General features: G+C 72.1%; 15 protein-coding genes. 7 read left to right on the top strand and 8 right to left on the bottom strand.

Features of this window, described 5'->3' with window-relative positions; all coding sequences use genetic code 11:
* Positions 1–71: 71 nt before the first annotated feature.
* The 4 genes from ACFV0G_RS19170 to ACFV0G_RS19155 form a co-directional block, all read right to left on the bottom strand.
* Positions 72–1,682 (bottom strand): hypothetical protein, encoded by a 1,611-nt coding sequence (locus ACFV0G_RS19170; RefSeq protein WP_380548743.1) that lies wholly within the window; start codon positions 1,680–1,682, stop codon positions 72–74.
* Between the two features lie 134 nt (positions 1,683–1,816).
* Positions 1,817–3,172: a sensor histidine kinase gene (locus ACFV0G_RS19165; protein ID WP_380548740.1), complete on the bottom strand. Its 1,356-nt coding sequence runs from the start codon at positions 3,170–3,172 to the stop codon at positions 1,817–1,819.
* Positions 3,169–3,834 carry a response regulator transcription factor gene (locus tag ACFV0G_RS19160; RefSeq protein WP_380548737.1) on the bottom strand — a complete coding sequence of 222 codons (666 nt, stop codon included), beginning with the start codon at positions 3,832–3,834 and terminating at the stop codon, positions 3,169–3,171. Before ACFV0G_RS19160 ends, ACFV0G_RS19165 begins: the two co-directional genes overlap by 4 nt.
* Before the next feature lie 194 nt (positions 3,835–4,028).
* Positions 4,029–4,859, bottom strand: a complete 831-nt coding sequence (locus tag ACFV0G_RS19155; RefSeq protein ID WP_380548733.1) for a GNAT family N-acetyltransferase — start codon at positions 4,857–4,859, stop codon at positions 4,029–4,031.
* Between the two features lie 166 nt (positions 4,860–5,025).
* On the opposite strand from ACFV0G_RS19155, the gene ACFV0G_RS19150 reads away from it, so the two are divergent.
* Both ACFV0G_RS19150 and ACFV0G_RS19145 read left to right on the top strand, forming a co-directional pair.
* Positions 5,026–5,928, top strand: a complete 903-nt coding sequence (locus ACFV0G_RS19150; protein ID WP_380548730.1) for a LysR family transcriptional regulator — start codon at positions 5,026–5,028, stop codon at positions 5,926–5,928.
* A 435-nt stretch (positions 5,929–6,363) separates the two neighbouring features.
* Positions 6,364–6,717, top strand: a complete 354-nt coding sequence (locus tag ACFV0G_RS19145; protein ID WP_380548727.1) for a hypothetical protein — start codon at positions 6,364–6,366, stop codon at positions 6,715–6,717.
* Positions 6,718–6,729: 12 nt separating this feature from the next.
* Here the strand turns inward: ACFV0G_RS19145 and ACFV0G_RS19140 are convergent, their stop codons facing one another.
* Together ACFV0G_RS19140 and ACFV0G_RS19135 are read right to left on the bottom strand one after the other, a co-directional pair.
* Entirely contained in the window at positions 6,730–7,425 is a 696-nt protein-coding gene (locus ACFV0G_RS19140; RefSeq protein WP_380548724.1) for a response regulator, read from the bottom strand.
* Complete coding sequence (locus tag ACFV0G_RS19135) at positions 7,422–9,068, bottom strand: ATP-binding protein (RefSeq protein WP_380548721.1); 1,647 nt, start codon at positions 9,066–9,068, stop codon at positions 7,422–7,424. Before ACFV0G_RS19135 ends, ACFV0G_RS19140 begins: the two co-directional genes overlap by 4 nt.
* A 244-nt stretch (positions 9,069–9,312) precedes the next feature.
* On the opposite strand from ACFV0G_RS19135, the gene ACFV0G_RS19130 reads away from it, so the two are divergent.
* From ACFV0G_RS19130 to ACFV0G_RS19120, 3 genes are all read left to right on the top strand, one after another.
* Positions 9,313–10,173 (top strand): ABC transporter ATP-binding protein, encoded by an 861-nt coding sequence (locus ACFV0G_RS19130; RefSeq protein ID WP_380548718.1) that lies wholly within the window; start codon positions 9,313–9,315, stop codon positions 10,171–10,173.
* 59 nt (positions 10,174–10,232) lie between these two features.
* Positions 10,233–11,096, top strand: a complete 864-nt coding sequence (locus ACFV0G_RS19125) for an ABC transporter permease (RefSeq protein ID WP_380548746.1) — start codon at positions 10,233–10,235, stop codon at positions 11,094–11,096.
* A gap of 90 nt (positions 11,097–11,186) precedes the next feature.
* Positions 11,187–12,245: an ABC transporter substrate-binding protein gene (locus ACFV0G_RS19120; RefSeq protein ID WP_380548715.1), complete on the top strand. Its 1,059-nt coding sequence runs from the start codon at positions 11,187–11,189 to the stop codon at positions 12,243–12,245.
* Positions 12,246–12,581: 336 nt separating this feature from the next.
* On the opposite strand, the gene ACFV0G_RS19115 is transcribed toward ACFV0G_RS19120, so the two are convergent.
* Complete coding sequence (locus ACFV0G_RS19115) at positions 12,582–12,932, bottom strand: SCO4225 family membrane protein (RefSeq protein WP_380548712.1); 351 nt, start codon at positions 12,930–12,932, stop codon at positions 12,582–12,584.
* Between the two features lie 635 nt (positions 12,933–13,567).
* On the opposite strand from ACFV0G_RS19115, the gene ACFV0G_RS19110 reads away from it, so the two are divergent.
* Positions 13,568–13,747, top strand: coding sequence for a hypothetical protein (locus ACFV0G_RS19110; RefSeq protein ID WP_380548709.1), 180 nt, complete (start codon positions 13,568–13,570; stop codon positions 13,745–13,747).
* Between the two features lie 400 nt (positions 13,748–14,147).
* Here the strand turns inward: ACFV0G_RS19110 and ACFV0G_RS19105 are convergent, their stop codons facing one another.
* Complete coding sequence (locus ACFV0G_RS19105; protein WP_380548706.1) at positions 14,148–14,345, bottom strand: hypothetical protein; 198 nt, start codon at positions 14,343–14,345, stop codon at positions 14,148–14,150.
* A 259-nt stretch (positions 14,346–14,604) separates the two neighbouring features.
* Between ACFV0G_RS19105 and ACFV0G_RS19100 the strand changes: the two genes are divergently transcribed.
* Positions 14,605–15,300 carry a transglycosylase family protein gene (locus ACFV0G_RS19100; protein WP_380548703.1) on the top strand — a complete coding sequence of 232 codons (696 nt, stop codon included), beginning with the start codon at positions 14,605–14,607 and terminating at the stop codon, positions 15,298–15,300.
* Positions 15,301–15,441 lie beyond the last annotated feature (141 nt).

Here is a 15,441-nt window from a genome sequence, read left to right as displayed (position 1 = left end):
GGGTGGGCCCGGCGCCGCCGTTCGGCGCGGTCGGTGTTCGGGTCGTGGCTGAGGGCGCCGTCCGGGGATTCTCAGCCGAGCGAGGTGAGGAGGGTGTTGAGAGCCTTGACCTCGGTGGCCTTGTCCGGGTTCGGGGCGCGGAGCGCCTTCAGGACGTGGTCGATCTCGCCGTCGAGGAATGTCCAGGCCTGCTCGTTCTTCGGCTGCAGGGCGTCCTGGTCGTCGTCCCAGGCCTTCTCCAGGTCGGTCACCCGGGTGGTCGCGGCCGCCTGGTGGCCCGCGGTCAGCTTGGCCAGGGTGTCGGCGGTGATCGTACGGAACTTCGCGATCTCCGCAGGGGGGAACGACGACGTCACCTGGTCGGGGGTGGGCACGGCCGATGCGGGCGCGGGGGCGGAGGCCGCAGCCGTGGGCGGCTGCTGGGGCGTCGCGGTCAGGGAGGTGAGGAGGGCGTTGAGGGCGTCCGTCTCGGTGGCCTTGTCCGGGTTCGGGGCGCGGAGCGCCTTCAGGACGTGGTCGATCTCGCCGTCGAGGAATGTCCAGGCCTGCTCGTTCTTCGGTTGCAGGGCGTCCTGGTCGTCGTCCCAGGCCTTCTCCAGGTCGGTCACCCGGGTGGTCGCGGCCGCTTGGTCGCCGGCGGTCAGCTTGGCCAGGGTGTCGGCGGTGATCGTACGGAACTTCGCGATCTCCGCAGGGGGGAACGACGACGTCGCCTGCTCCGGGGTGAGGGGGGCGGACGCGGGCGCGGGGCCGTCGCCCTCGCCGGCCACGGCGGCGTGCGGCTGCTGGTGCGCCCAGACGAGGAGTGCCGTGGTGGCGACCGCCAGGGCGGCGTAGTAGGCGAGCATGATGCGCTCGCGGCCCGGGTTCGCCGCCGGTGCGCCCTGGGCCGGGCGGTGGGTCTCGATGACGTCGCTGCGGCTGCGGGTGAGGTACAGGACCGTCGCGAGGATCGCAGCCAGGAAGACCACACTGGTCACCGCGGTCCCCAGGCCCAGGCCGCCGTCGCTGCCGGGCGAGGCGAACCAGTCGCCGAGGTTGGCACCGAGCGGGCGGGTGAGGATGTAGGCCAGCCAGAAGGAGAGCACCAGGCTCGCGCCGAGGCGCCACCCGACGACGATCGCCGCGATCAGCCCGAGCGGGAGGAGCACCGAGACGCCCGGGGTCCAGCCCGTGAGCTCCAGGGTCCAGTCGCCGGTGGCGGTGCCGAGGGCGAAGGTGACGAGGACCGCGAGCCAGTAGAAGAGCTCGCGGGGGCGGGTGACGATGCTGTGGATGGACAGGGTCCGCTCGCGGGCGTACCAGATCCCGAAGACGAGGGCGAGGACGCCGGCGAAGACGCTGCTGCTCACCGCGAGGGGAACGCCCTGGCTGTCGGTGAGGATGTCGGTGTACAGGGTGCCGGTCACGCTCAGGACCACGACGGTGAGCCAGTACACGAACGGGACGTAGCGCCTGGTTCCGAGCTGCCAGGCCAGGGCGGCGGCCAGGACGGCGGTGAAGATCAAGGAGGTGTTGATCAGGCCGACACCGAGCGTCATGTTGATCCAGTCGGCGAAGCTCTCGCCGACCGTGGTGCACAGGATCTTGATGATCCAGAACCAGATCGTGACTTCGGGAACCTTGTTCAGCATCCGTCGGGCGTCGGGCGTGGCCGAGAGCCGCTCCGTGGTGGTAGCCATGGGAGCGAGGCTCGCACCTCGGACCTGAACACAACCTGAGCATCGGCCCGGGACGTCGGTGGGCGGCCGCTTCGCCGGTGAGGCGATGGTGCCCCGGCGTCAATGCCCGGCGCCGGCGGCCAGGACGGCGGTGCTCACCCCCTCGGGATGGACACCTCGAACCGGCCGCCGCCCAGGCCCGGCACACAGACGACGTCGCCGCCGACCTGTCGCGCCAGCCGACGGGCCAGCGCCAGTCCGAGACCGGCGCCGTCGTGCCCGTCCTGCGGGTCACCACGGTAGCCGGGCGCGAAGACGGCCTCGCCGATGTCGGGGATCCCCGTCGGCACTCCGGGGCCGTCGTCGGTCACCACCACGTGCGCGCCCGCCGGTCCGCCGCGCACCGCGATGCCGACCCGCCGGCGGGCGTGGCGTTGGGCGTTGTCGACCAGCGGCGCCAGGATCCGCTCGACGACGGCGGCCGTGGCACCGACCGCGGGCAACGGGAGCGACGGATCGGTCGTGACCGTGATCGCAGGTTCGGCGCGGCCGATCCCGGCCTTCCGCGCCACGGACTCGACGACGGGCAGCAGTTCGCTGCGGCCCGGGGCCCGGGGCGAGCCGGCCCGCGCCTCGGCCAGCAGGGCCCGGCAGATCTCCTGCATCTGCGCCGCGTCGGCGGCGATCGCCCGGTGCGACCGCTCCTGGTCCTCGGCACTGCGGCCTCGGGCCAGCAGCCACTCCGCCTCGGCCGCGACCCGTGCCAGCGGTGTGCGCAGTTCGTGGGATAGCTCGTTGGAGAGCTGCTGCTCGTGCCGGACCACGGCCGCCACCCGGTCGAGGAGCCCGTCCAGGCGGTCGGCGAGGGCGGCGAGCTCGACGGGCCGGGGAGCGGAGCCGAAACGGTGCGCGATGTCCGTCCCACTCCACTCGGCCGCCTGCTCGCTCATCGCGGCGACGGGCCGAAGGGCCCGGCCCACCATGCGCCGCGACAGGAGGTAGATTCCCGCGACCAGGAGCACCGCCAGGGCGACGGAGCCGACCAGCGCGCTGCGGGCGCTCTCCCGGTACGGGTCGGACGACAGCGCGGTGACCACGGTCCCGGCGCGGCGCGGGCCGTCCAGCACGGGTACGGCCCACAGCCGGTAGGAGCCGCGGGTCTCCCCCTGCGCACCGACCGCCCTGCCGGCGAGTTCCCGGGCCGCCCGGTCCAGCGCCGGGGAGGCCGTCGGCTGCTCCACCGCCCGGTCCCCGTCGAAGATCCAGACACCCGCGTCGAGCGCGGTGTCGTCGGCGGGTTCCCGGACCACCAGACCGCCGGGCCGCGGTTCGAGCGTGGCGACGACGGCGTCCGCCCGGGTGCGCAGCACGTCGTCGGCCTGCGAGCGCAGCTGGGAGCCGAGGACCACGTTGAAGGCGGCGGTGGCCACGGACACCCACAGCACGCTGGTGGCCAGGGCGACGAGGGCGAGTCGCCCGCGCAGGGTCGCGGGCCGGGGCAGGCGCCTCATGCGAACCGGTGTCCCACACCGCGGACGGTGCCGATGCCGGCCGTGCCCCCGGCCTCGCGGAGCTTGCGGCGCAGCCGTGCCAGGTACTGGTCGAGGGTGTTGTCCGTGACGATCGCGCCTTCGGGCCAGCCGGCCCGCAGCAGGGCGCGGCGGCGTACGACGGTGCCGGGTGCGGCCATCAGGCAGCCGAGCAGGCGGAACTCGGTCGGGGTGAGGGGCACCTCGCCGTGCGGGCCCTCGAGGACGAACCGCGCCGGGTCCAGGCGCAGCTCGGCTGTGCGGACGGCCGGGTCGGTGCCGGCGCGGCGCAGCGCGGCGCGGAGCCGGGCGGCGAGCTCCGCCAGGTGGAACGGTTTGGCGAGGTAGTCGTCCGCGCCGGCGGAGAATCCGGAGAGGCGGTCCGCCAGGCCGTCGTAGGCGGTGAGGAAGATCACGGGTGCGTCGAGGCCGCGGGCGCGGAGGGCTTGGCAGACGTCGCGTCCGTCGGAGTCCGGGAGCCCGATGTCGAGGACGACCGCGTCAACCTCCCGGTCGGCGGAGCGCAGTGCGGCGGCGCCATCGGCGGCCGCGAGCACCTCGAAGGACTCCTCCTTGAGGCCCCGCACGAGGACGTTGCGGAGGCCTGGGTCGTCCTCCACCACGAGTATCCGGTGCACAGTCACCGGCCCAGTATCACCGATCGCCGCATCCTGTTATCGGCGGCCTGCACAGTCTGCGGGCGGGTGCCACCGCGTCCCCGTCGGCGGGTCGGCTACAGGGTGAAGGTGGCGCTCTCGGCCGGCAGGCCCTTGCATCGGTGGCGACGCACGTGCCAAACGCGGTGTTGAAGCGTGGGTCCGGGCATGCTCCCGGACCCCTAGGTTGTGCCTATGCGTGCGACGGTTCCCGTGGAGGGCTTGCCGCTCTCGTGGTCGAGGACGGCGAGGCGATCGGTGGCCACCTGATTGAGCCGGTAGTGGTAGGTGTGCGAGACGCGGAATCCCACACGTTCGTACAGCCGGCGCGCGACGTGGTTCTCGTCCATGACTTGCAGGTACAGCTCATCGGCGCCGCGTGCTGCGGCCCAACGGGCACCGACGTGCAGAATCGCGGTGGCGATTCCCTGCCGCCGGTGCTCGGGGTGGGTAGCCATGCAGAAGACCCCGGCGCAGCCCGGGGAAGCCACGATCAGTCCCATGCCGGCCACCTGGTTGCCGTGTTCGGCGGTGAGGTAGGCGGCGGGGCCGGAAATACGTGCGAGGACCTGGTCCGCGGCCTCCTGGCTGTTCTCGTGGCCGTCGAGGGCGACGTAGGCGTCCAGCCACTGGCGGGTCGGGTGCTCCGCGACCGTCACCTCCAACGGCACCGCGGGGCGGGAACCGGTGATCACGGTTGCGGCCGGTGCGACGCACACCAGGGTCGCCGCGTCCCGTCGGTATCCTCGCTCAGCGAGCAGCGCGTCCAGTGCGGTGTGCTCTTCCGCCGGCGCCACCTGGACGGCGACCGGCATCCCCCGGGCGGCATAGAAGTTTTCCACCCGAGACAGGGCCGTCAGCACGGCTTCTCCCCGCACCAGCGGCAAGGCGGAGTTCGACCGGCGGCGCGGCACGCCAGGGGTGTGGCGTAGCAGCCAACCGTCCTCCTCCAGAGCCTCGGCAGCCGGCCATGCCTGCGCCGCGTACCGCTCGATCAGCCATGTGTCGATCAACGTGCTCTCCTGTCCGGCTTGGGCATTCACGGCCCCGAGCGGCGTGAGCGGGGCGGAGGCGTGTCCCGTGCCCCGGTGCCCGCGCCGAAGGGGCACCGGCAGGATGGCGTGGAAGGATCACTAAGGTCCACCACGCATTGCTTCACAGACCTGTTAGGAGTGCTTGATGTTGGATCCGGTGCGGCTGCTTTTGCTCCGGGAGCTTGCCGACCGCGGGACCATGACGGCGGTCGCCGCCGCCTGCGGCTACACCTCCTCCGCGGTGTCCCAGCAACTCGCAGTGCTGGAACGTGAAGCAGGGGTGCAACTGCTTGAGCGGGTCGGGCGCCGGGTCCGCCTCACACACGAGGGGCTGCGTCTGGTGGCGCACGCTCGCATCGTGCTCGGGGCATTGGAGACCGCGGAACGCGATCTGCGTGCCGGGGGTACCCCGCGCGGACCGATCGACGTCGCATGCTTCTCGACCTTCGCTGCGGTGCATGTGGTCCCTGCCCTGGTCGCCTCCCGCGAACGGTATCCCGACCTGCAGGTCTCCCTCCACGAGCTGGAACCGCCCGAGGCCCTCTCCGCGCTCCGCGCGCGGCGCTGCGAAGTGGCCGTCTGCTACAGCTACAACCTCACGCCCACCCCGACCCCGGCCGAACTCGATGTCCATCCGCTGGCCGTCGAGCCCGTTCTCCTCGCACTTCCAGCCGACCATGCCTGCGCGTCGGATAGGGATGAACGCCCGGTGGACCTGCGCAGCCTAACCGACGCGCCCTGGATCGTCGGCTCACGAGAGGACGGCAGCGCCGCCCTGGTCCAACGCGCCTGCGCGATCGCCGGTTTCCCACCCCGGATCACGCACGCGGTCGACGACTTCCAGCTCGTTCTCCGAATGGTGGCCCACGGACTCGGAGTGGCCCTGGTGCCGCAGCTCGTGGCACAGGCTCACGGCCCAAGCTTCGACGTCGTCCTGCGGCCGGTTGCCGACACGGAGCTCACCCGGGCCGTCTACGCCATGACCCACCCCTCGCTCGGCGCCAGACCGCCGATTGACGCTGTACTTAACCTCCTGCGTAGTCGTTGAGAAAACCTCAGTCGCTCGCCGGGCAGACGGTCGCCGTCTACGGCGGCCCGCACGAGCAGACCGTGAAGGCGCTGACGGCGGACTTCGAGGAGCGCACCGGTATCAAGGCCGAGCTCCGCTCCGTGACGAGGCCGAACTCGCCAACCAGATCCTGCAGGAGGGCAAGGCCTCGCCCGCCGACGTCTTCTACGCCGAGAACCCGCCGGCCCTAACCATCCTGGAGAACCAGGGCCTGCTGGCCCCCGTCCAGGCCGACACCCTGAAGGCCGTCCCCGCCGTGGACAGTTCCCCCAAGGGCGACTGGGTGGGTGTCTCCGCGCGCAGTGCAGCGCTCATCGCCGCCACCGGAAAGCCCGCCGACACCGCGCCGCCTGCCTCCGTGCTCGACCTCGCCAATCACCGCAGAAGCTCTACCAGGAACCCGCGGATACAGCCGTGGCCTCCTTCCTCGGCGAGGCCAACCTGTTGGAGGGCCGGCTCAGCGCCGACTGCGCGGACACCGCCCTCGGCCCCCTCCCGCTGACCTCGACGGCCGGGACCGGGCCGGCCACCGTCCTGCTGCGCCCTCACCAGCTCCGGCTGACCACCGCCGCGGGTCCGAACACGGTCCGGGTCAGCCTGCGCGGCCAGTCCTTCCGCGGCCACGACTACCGGCTGGAACTCACCCCCACCCCGGGGCAGGGCCTTCCAGAGCAGCTCATCGCCTACAGCCACACCGCACCACCCGGCGGCGACGCTCCCCTGTTCGTGGAGGCGCTGGGGATGGTGCATCCGGTGACCGATGCGTGAAGCCGACCTCCGTCAGGCCTCGGCCGGGGTTGCCCGGTAGCGGTGTTCGGGGCGGCCGGTCGTTCCGTAGCGCAGTTCGAGGCGGATCCGGCCCTCCTTGGCCAGATAGGAGAGGTAGCGCTGCGCCGTGGCCCGGGAGATGCCCGTCTGCTCGGCCACCTGAGCGGCCGACATGTCGCATCCCTTGGCCCGGACCGCTGCCAGGACCAGCGCCAGCGTCGGAGCGGAGTGGCCCTTGGCCGGGGCCGTGGAGGCGGCCGGCCGCGCGGCGGTGAACAGCGCGTCCACCTCGGCCTGGCCGTTCTCCGCGGCCGGGTCGAGCGCCGCGACCCGGTCCCGCAGTTCCCGGTAGGCGGCGAGGCGCTCCTCGAGCGCGGCGAAGCCGAACGGCTTCACCAGGTAGCCCGTCGCGCCGAGCTTCATCGCCGAACGCACCGTGCCGACGTCCCGTGCCGCCGTGATCATCAGCGCGTCCGGGCGGTCGCCGGTGTCATCGGTGAGCAGCCGGCGCAGCACGTCCAGCCCGCTGCCGTCCGGGAGGTAGACGTCGAGCAGCAGGAGGTCGGGCACGAGCGCCCGGGCGGCCTTCAGCGCCGTCGAGACCGAATCGGCCCGGCCGACGACCTCGTAGCCGGGGATCCGCCCGACGTAGGCGCGGTGGATGGCGTTGACCCGGAAGTCGTCGTCGACCACGAGGGTTCTGATCACGGTGCCCCTTGGGAGTGTGAGCCGGCGAGGACGACGGGCGGCAGGGTGAAGAGCGTGCCCATCGGTGCGGGGTCCTGGTCCGGCAGGGGCAGGGTCACGGTGAAGACGGCTCCCGGGCCCTCGCTCACCGTGATCGTCCCCTGGTGCCGCTGCACCAGCCGGTGGACCAGGGCGAGGCCCAGGCCTCGCCGTGCCGTCCCGCGGTCGGGGCTGGTCGACCAGCCGTCCTCGAAAATGGATGCGGCCGCGCCGTCCGGGATGCCGGGGCCGGAGTCCGCGACCCTCAGCACGATCGTGTCCGCCCCCTCCACGAGGGACAGCCGTACCAGGCCCGGGCTGCCGGCCGCCTCGACCGCGTTGTCGAGCAGGTTGCCGGTGATCGTCAGCAGCCGTCGCAGGTGCCCGGGCTGCTCGCCCAGCTGGGACCCGCCGTCGAGTTCGATCCGCACGCCGCGCTCGGCGGCAACCGTCGTCTTGGCGACGATCAGCCCGACCATCAACGGGTTGCCGATCCGCTCCCGGACGCCCTCGGCCAGCGCGCTCGCCTCGTGGCCCAGTTCCACCGCGAAGTCGAACGCCGCCTCGTGCTCGCCGAGTTCGAGTAGCCCGGCCATCGTGTGCATGCGGTTGGCGAACTCGTGCTGCTGCGCCCGCAGGGCGTCGGTGAGGCCGCGCACCGAGTCCAACTCCCGCAGCAGTCCGACCAGTTCGGTTCGGTCCCGGACGGTGACGACCGCGCCCAGCTCGTGTCCGCGGAGCACCACCGGCATCCGGTTGACGGCGAGGCAGTGGTGGTCGGTGAGCACCGTCAGGTCCACGCCGGACAGCGTGCCGTCCAGGGCGCTGCGCAGCCGGCCCTCGGGCACGACCTCGTCGATCCGGCTGCCGAGGGCGGTGCCCAGCCCGAGCAGTCGGCGGGCCTCGTCGTTGACGACGCTGATCCTGCCCTGCGGGTCGAAGGCGACGACGCCCTCCTTGATGCCGTGCAGCATCGCCTCGCGGTCCTGGAGCAGCCCGGCGATCTCCTCCAGCTCCAGGCCGAAGGTCGTCCGCTTCAGGCGGCGGGCGAGCAGGTAGGAGGCGGTGGCGCCGACCGCGAGCGCACTGCCGAGGTAGAGGCCGAAGGCGGACAGCTCGCGGCGCAGCTGATCGAGGACGTTCTTCTCGGCGATGCCGACCGACACCTCGCCGACCAGCTCGCCGGTGGGGCCGTGCAGGGGGGCCTTTCCGTTCGCGGAGCTGCCGGTCACGCCGTGGTTGATGCCGACCCACGTCCGGTCGCCGAGCACCGCCAGCGGCTCCTCGACCGCCCTGCCGATCAGGTCGGGGTGGGGGTGGGAGTGGCGGATCCCCTGCAGGTCGATCACGACGACGTACGACGCGCCCGAGGCTGCCTCGATCCGGCCGGCGATGGCCTGCACCACGTCACCGCCGCCGCCGTACTCCATGGCGTTGCGGATCTGCGGATCAGCGGCGGTGGTCTCGGCGATGGCAAGCGCCCGCTGCTCGTACTCCCGGTCCAGCTGGGCGCGCTGCGCCTGGGCGAGCAGGACGAAGCCGATCACGCTCGTGACGGCGAGGATCGCCAGCTGGCCGGTGAGGATTCGGACCGAGAGTTTCCGGCCGCGTCCGCGTCGAAGCACCGACATTCACCTCCGCCTCGCGTCCGCGCTCCGCAGATTGTGCCTGCTCGAAAGGGTTTTGCCCACCCTGGTGAATGTGAGCAGAACGAGCAGAACCTGGATTACGCGGTGAACCTGCGCAACGTTCGCAAGACTCCCGCCCCCCCTGCGCCGGGCCCTACCTTCACACCACCGCTTAACACCCCGGAAACAACGGGGAGGTTGCGGACCACCCGCACGACCCGGCCCCAAGGCGGTGCACGCAGTGAACGAGACATCCAGCGGCGCGATCCCGGCGATCGAGCTGCGCAGCGCGACCAAGAGGTTCCGCACCCCGTCGGGCGGCGTCTACACGGCCATGCGCAACCTGGGCATGACCGTGGCCCCCGGCGAGTTCTGCGCCGTGGTCGGACCGACCGGCTGCGGCAAGTCCACCACCCTCTCGCTGATCTCCGGCCTGGAGCCCGCCAGTGAGGGCCGGACGCTCATCCACGGCGAGCCCGTCGAGGGCATCGACCCCCGGGTCGGCTTCATGTTCCAGACCGACGCCGTCTTCCCCTGGAAGTCGGTGCTCGACAACGTCGCAGCCGGGCCGATCTTCCGCGGAGTCGGCAAGAAGGAGGCCGTCGCCAAGGCCCGCGACTGGCTGCGCCGGGTCGGCCTGTCCGGGTTCGAGGACCGGCTGCCGCACCAGCTGTCCGGCGGCATGCGCAAGCGCGTCGCCCTCGCCCAGACGCTGATCAACGAGCCCGAGATCCTGCTCATGGACGAACCGTTCTCGGCCCTGGACGTCCAGACCCGGCAGATCGTCCAGGACGAGCTCCTCGCCCTGTGGGAACTCACCCGGCCCGCCGTCGTCTTCGTCACCCACGACCTGGAGGAGGCCATCGCCCTGGCCGACAAGGTGGTGGTGCTCACGGTCGGCCCGGCCACCGTCAAGGACACCTTCCCCATCGACCTGCCGCGCCCGCGCAAGGTCCAGGAGATCCGCTTCCACCCGCGGTTCGTCGAGCTGTACGAGCAGATCTGGAACAGCCTGCGCGACGAGGTGCAGCTCGCCTACGCCCGTACCGCCGGCACCGCCCCGGAGCCCGCCAGCGCCGAGACCTCGGGAGCGACCCGATGACCGGCCTGCAGAGCGCCGCCGCACGGCCGTCGTCCGACCATCCCGCAGAGAGCCCGACCATGACCCAGACCACCGGAGCGCCGACCGACGAGGCCGCGCTGCTGCGCGCCGCCAGGGCGCGGGTGCGCCGCCGCCGGCTGCTCGTCCTCGCCGCCCAGGCCGCGCTGATCGTCGCCGTGCTCGGCGGCTGGCAGCTCGGCGCCGACCAGGGCTGGCTGGACACCTTCACCTACGGTTCGCCGAGCGGTGTCGCCGAGCAGCTGAGGGTCTGGTTCACCGAGGGCACGGCGACCGGCTCGATCTGGCGGAACATCGGCGTGACCATGCAGGAGACCGTCTTCGGCTTCCTGATCGGCACCGGCTCCGGCGTCGTACTGGGCATCGCGCTCGGCCGGATCAAGGCGCTGGCGGACATCGCGGCACCCTTCATCAAGGCGGCGAACTCCATCCCCCGCATCGTGCTCGGCTCGATCTTCATCATCTGGTTCGGGCTCGGCCCGTCCGGCAAGATCGCCCTGGCCACCGTGCTGGTCTTCTTCTCCGTCTTCTTCAACGCCTTCCAGGGCACCCGCGAGGTCGACCAGAACCTGATCTCCAACGCCCGGATCCTCGGGGCCTCCCCGTGGCGGGTCACCACCCAGGTCGTGCTGCCCTCCGCGATGACCTGGATCATCGCCTCGCTGCACGCCGCGTTCGGCTTCGCCCTCATCGGTGCGATCGTCGGCGAGATCCTGGGCGCCCAGTACGGCCTCGGCCAGCTGATCGCCCAGGCCCAGGGATCCTTCAACGCCGACGGCATCTACGCCGGCACCGTGATCATCGCCGTCCTCGCGCTGCTCGCCGAATGGCTGGTGACCCGGTTCGAGAGGCGCGTGCTGCGCTGGCGCCCCGCCCAGTCCGGCACCGAGGCCGCCCGCATCTGACCCACCCCCACCGCACCACCCGCACCACCCGCACTCACGCGGTTCGACCCACCTCCACCGCAGTTCCCCACCCACTGAAGGAGTCCGGCAATGTCGCTGGCCAAGAGATCCGCCCTCGCCGTGGTCGCCGCCACCACCCTCGCCCTGTCCCTCACCGCCTGCAGCGGCGGCAGCAGCGGTGGCGACGCCAAGCCCGCCGCCACGAACGCCGGCGGCGAGACCACCGTCAAGATCATGGTCGGCGGTCTCAACAAGCAGATCTACCTGCCCGTGATGCTCGCCCAGAACCTCGGCTTCTTCAAGGCGCAGGGCATCGACGCACAGCTGTCCGACGAGCCCGCCGGCGTCGACGCCGAGACCGCGATGCTCGCCGGCCAGGTGGACGCGGTGGTGGGCTTCTACGACCACAACATCGACCTGCAGTCCAAGGGCAAGTCCACCGAGTCCGTCGTGCAGCTGCTGCAGGCCCCGGGCGAGGTCGAGATGGTCCGCACCGACGTGGCCGACACCGTGAAGTCGCCGGCCGACTTCAAGGGCCGCCACCTCGGCGTCACCGGTCTGGGCTCCTCCACCAACTTCCTGACGCAGTACCTGGAGTCGAAGAACGGGGTGAAGCCGGGCGAGGCCACCTCGATCGCGGTGGGCGCCGGCTCCACCTTCGTCGCCGCCATGCAGAACAAGCAGATCGACGCCGGCATGACCACCGAGCCGACCATCTCCATGCTGATGCAGAAGGGCCTCGCCAAGCCCCTGATCGACATGCGGACGGCGGAGGGGGCGAAGGCGGCACTCGGCGGCACCTACCCGTCCTCGTGCCTCTACCTCACCACCGACTACGTCAAGAAGAACCCCGAGGCGGTCCAGAAGCTCGCCAACGCCTTCGTCGAGACGCTCAAGTGGATCCAGGGCCACACCCCGGCCGAGATCACCGAGAAGATGCCCGCCGACTACTACGCCGGTGTCGGCAAGGACGTCTACGTCAAGGCCCTGGAGAACGAGAAGAGCATGTACTCCCCGGACGGCCTGATGCCCGCGGAGGGCCCGCAGACCGTGCTCAACGTGCTCTCCGCCTTCGACCCGACCGTCAAGGGCCACACCGTCGACCTGACGAAGACCTACACCAACGACTTCGTCCAGAAGGCCAAGTAGCACCGAGCCCCGACCGGAGGACCCGAGCCCTCGGGCGCATGTGGACGCGCCCGAGGGCCCGGCGCTGCCCTCAGCCGAACGGCGTCAGGCACGCTCTCGCAACGGCCCGAACCCGATCGCCACGATCAGGCGGGTCGGATGCGGCAGGGCCCGGCCGGTGCCGAGTTGGGGCGGCAGCGGCCGGACCCTGCCGGTGACGGAGTTTGCGCTCCGCCTCGACGCTACGGGGCCGCGCCCAGCTCGGGGTGAGGCGCACCGGGGGTGGGTCCGGGTGGGTGATCGGCCGGCGGTGGCGGGTGATCGGCCGACGAGGTGGCCGGAGGCTCTGGTCGGCCGTCAGCCGTGCCGGGTGCGGCGGCGGAGCGTCCGTGCGAAGCGGCCGATCATGACGGCGTTGGCCAGGCCGGCGGCGGTCGTCGCCGCGGTGAGGAGCAGGGGGCCGCACCATTCGAGCGGGCTGTCCCACACCAGGGCGGGCAGCGGCAGCGCGAGGACGCCGAACGGCGCCGTGGCCAGGACCGGCCACATCCCCGCGAACGAGGTGTCCCGGGCGACGTAGGCGGCGTGCAGGAACACGGCGATCGCGACCACCACCAGGCCCAGGTAGGCGCGGGAGAGCAGGTTGTCGAACGCGGGCCGCAGCAGCGCGGCGAGACGGTTGACGCGGGCGTCGGCGGAGCGGGACATGGCTGTGGTCCTTCAGATGGTCGGTCCCGGGGGCAAGGTTTACGCCCGCGGACCGGGTGGATCCTTCCTATGCCCCGTATCTTCGGGCTGCCGGTCGGCCGGCCACATGAGTAGGTGTACTCACCTCACCTGAGAACCGATCACCCGACCTACCTGCCCTGCGGGCTACTCGGACGACCCATGGGCCTGAATGCCTCGGGCAAGGGAGCGGTTGCCCATGGTGCGGGGTGCCTCGTCTTCCACCGAAGTACAGCCGGTCTGAAACGCTGCCCTGCCCAACATCAGCCGCTGGGCCACCGCACAACGGGTGGTGCCGCTCGCCGGTCGAGGCGGGCGGTTCTCGCCGGGCGGGCGTCGCGGGGGCTGTCGTGGGGGCTGTCGTGGGCGGTGGCTCGGTCGTCTTCCGATCCGGTGGCCAGAGCCTCGCCCTGCCCGCGCCGTCTTGAGGTGGTCTCCCGGATCGGCGGACGCCGTCCGCCTGGGCCTGGTTGCCCTCGCGGTGTGCGGCCGGGTCGGGCTCTGACGCCGATCGGCCGGTGCGGGGCTGGCCGGCGCGCTGCCGCGGGCCGGTCGGGTGCTGGTGCTGGTGGTGGGGCGGTGTTGGGGGTGGAGCGGTGTTGAGGGTGGAGTGCAACGTGAGCGCGGCGTGCGCGGTCGCTCTCGTCGACGTCCTGTACGCGGCGCCGGCGACGGTGTGGGGGGCGCGGTTGTCGGGGGCGGTCGTGGGGTGGGAGTCGTGGGCGCGGGCGGTCGCGGCGCGCGGGCTCTGGGAGGTGTCGGCGGTCGTGGCCGGCGAGGGGCGGGACCGCGGGTGACGGAGGGTCGGGGGCGGGGTTCGGCGGGGGCTCGGGCGGGGCGTTGCGGGGGTGTTCCTGCGGTTCGCGGGCCTGGTGATGGTCGGCCGGACGGCGGTGTCGTACGTCGCGGCGTTGGTGGCGGGAGGGGGCGGTCGGGGTGGTGCGGCGGAGTGGGCGGGGTTCGTGGCCGGGGTGTGGGTGGCGTTGCTGACGTGGTGGCAGTTCCCGGTGGTGGTGGGGGTGTCGATGGGCGTGCGTCTCTTGCCATAGGCGCGGCACTTGGCCTGCTGCGCGGGGGCACGGACTGGCGGGCCATTGCTTTGTGTGACTGGACTGGGTGTGATGGGTGACGGCTGTGGCTGGTGCCACCAAGACGGGCGGCGGAGGCGGGAACTCCGGTTGATTCGGTGACGGATCGTCATGTGACGATCGCTTCGGGTGGAGCTCGCGGGCGGCTTCGCCGAGGCATTGGTGTGATCGGGGGCGCATTGGCGGCCTTTTCGATCATAAAAAGCCCCTCAAAAGCACTCATTTCCGGCCCGATTTCTTGATCTTTACCGCCGGTAACAGTCAACTGACCTGCGCCGTCGAGGAATTGCTTGATGACCGACCGCAACCGCCCGTAGCTTCTTGGGCGGTGCAACGAGCACCACCCGGGTTCACCCCGATGCACGGCCCGCCGGCCGACCCCCGGCGCGAGGGCCGTGCCCGCCGACCGGCCGAGCTCGGAACGGGCCGGCGGCGAGCGGGCGGGACCGGGGCGGCACGGCACGTCGGACACGTGCCCGGCCGCCCGTCGAGTGAGGTGAGCGGAGCGTGGGCCCCACCGGGGCCTGGTTCCGCATGCCTGCCCGGGGCTTGTCGAGAGGATGTTCATGACTTCCGGTCACGAGACCACCGCCGCCACCACCTCCACCAAGGCCACCACCAAGCGCAACCGAGTCCGCGTGGCCGTCGTGGCCGGCGCCGCCGTCGCGGCGCTGCCGGTGGCCGGACTCGTCTCGGCCCCCTCGGCCTCGGCCGCCTCCGCCTCGACCTGGGACGCCGTCGCCCGGTGCGAGAGCGGCGGCAACTGGTCGATCAACACCGGCAACGGCTTCTACGGCGGCCTGCAGTTCACCGCCGGCACCTGGCGGGCCTACGGCGGCACCGCGTACGCACCGCAGGCGAACCGCGCCAGCAGGGCGCAGCAGATCGCCGTCGCCGAGAAGGTGCTCGCCTCGCAGGGCCCCGGTGCCTGGCCGGTCTGCTCCAGGAAGGCCGGTCTGACCAGGGGCGGCGCGCCGGCCCATGTCGACACCGCCACCAAGTCCAAGCCCGCCCAGGCCCCGGTGCCCGGCCGGAGCTCCACCGATGCCACGCGATCGGCGCGGACGACGACAGCGTCGGCCCCGGTCAACTCCCCGAGGAACGGCGCCCCCACCGGCACCTACACCGTCAAGAGCGGCGACACCCTGAGCGAGATCGCGGTCAAGTTCGGCACCGACGTGCGGAGCCTGTACGCGCGGAACATCCGGACCATCGGCGGCGACCCGGACCTGATCTTCCCGGACCAGGTGCTGGACCTCTGACCCCTGGTCGGACCACGGCCGGGGGCCCCCGCCGCTGGGGGGGCGCGGCGGCGCGGGGGGGCCGCGGCGTCGGGGGGGCCCCCGCCCGCGCGGGCGCGCGCCCCCGCGGGGGGACAGGCCCCCCCGGGCAGGGTGGTGGGG

The sequence above is a fragment of the Kitasatospora sp. NPDC059571 genome (assembly GCF_042735675.1).
GTDB lineage: Bacteria > Actinomycetota > Actinomycetes > Streptomycetales > Streptomycetaceae > Kitasatospora.
Note: the sequence above shows the minus strand (reverse complement) of the source record. Positions and strands in the feature narration are given on the sequence as shown.

Excerpts from the sequence above, each read along its gene's own strand:
- ACFV0G_RS19170 (WP_380548743.1), bottom strand. The coding sequence starts at position 1,682 with ATGGCTACCACCACGGAGCGGCTCTCGGCCACGCCCGACGCCCGACGG.
- ACFV0G_RS19165 (WP_380548740.1), bottom strand. The coding sequence starts at position 3,172 with ATGAGGCGCCTGCCCCGGCCCGCGACCCTGCGCGGGCGACTCGCCCTC.
- ACFV0G_RS19150 (WP_380548730.1), top strand. The coding sequence starts at position 5,026 with ATGTTGGATCCGGTGCGGCTGCTTTTGCTCCGGGAGCTTGCCGACCGC.
- ACFV0G_RS19125 (WP_380548746.1), top strand. The coding sequence starts at position 10,233 with ATGACCCAGACCACCGGAGCGCCGACCGACGAGGCCGCGCTGCTGCGC.
- ACFV0G_RS19120 (WP_380548715.1), top strand. The coding sequence starts at position 11,187 with ATGTCGCTGGCCAAGAGATCCGCCCTCGCCGTGGTCGCCGCCACCACC.
- ACFV0G_RS19115 (WP_380548712.1), bottom strand. The coding sequence starts at position 12,932 with ATGTCCCGCTCCGCCGACGCCCGCGTCAACCGTCTCGCCGCGCTGCTG.
- ACFV0G_RS19100 (WP_380548703.1), top strand. The coding sequence starts at position 14,605 with ATGACTTCCGGTCACGAGACCACCGCCGCCACCACCTCCACCAAGGCC.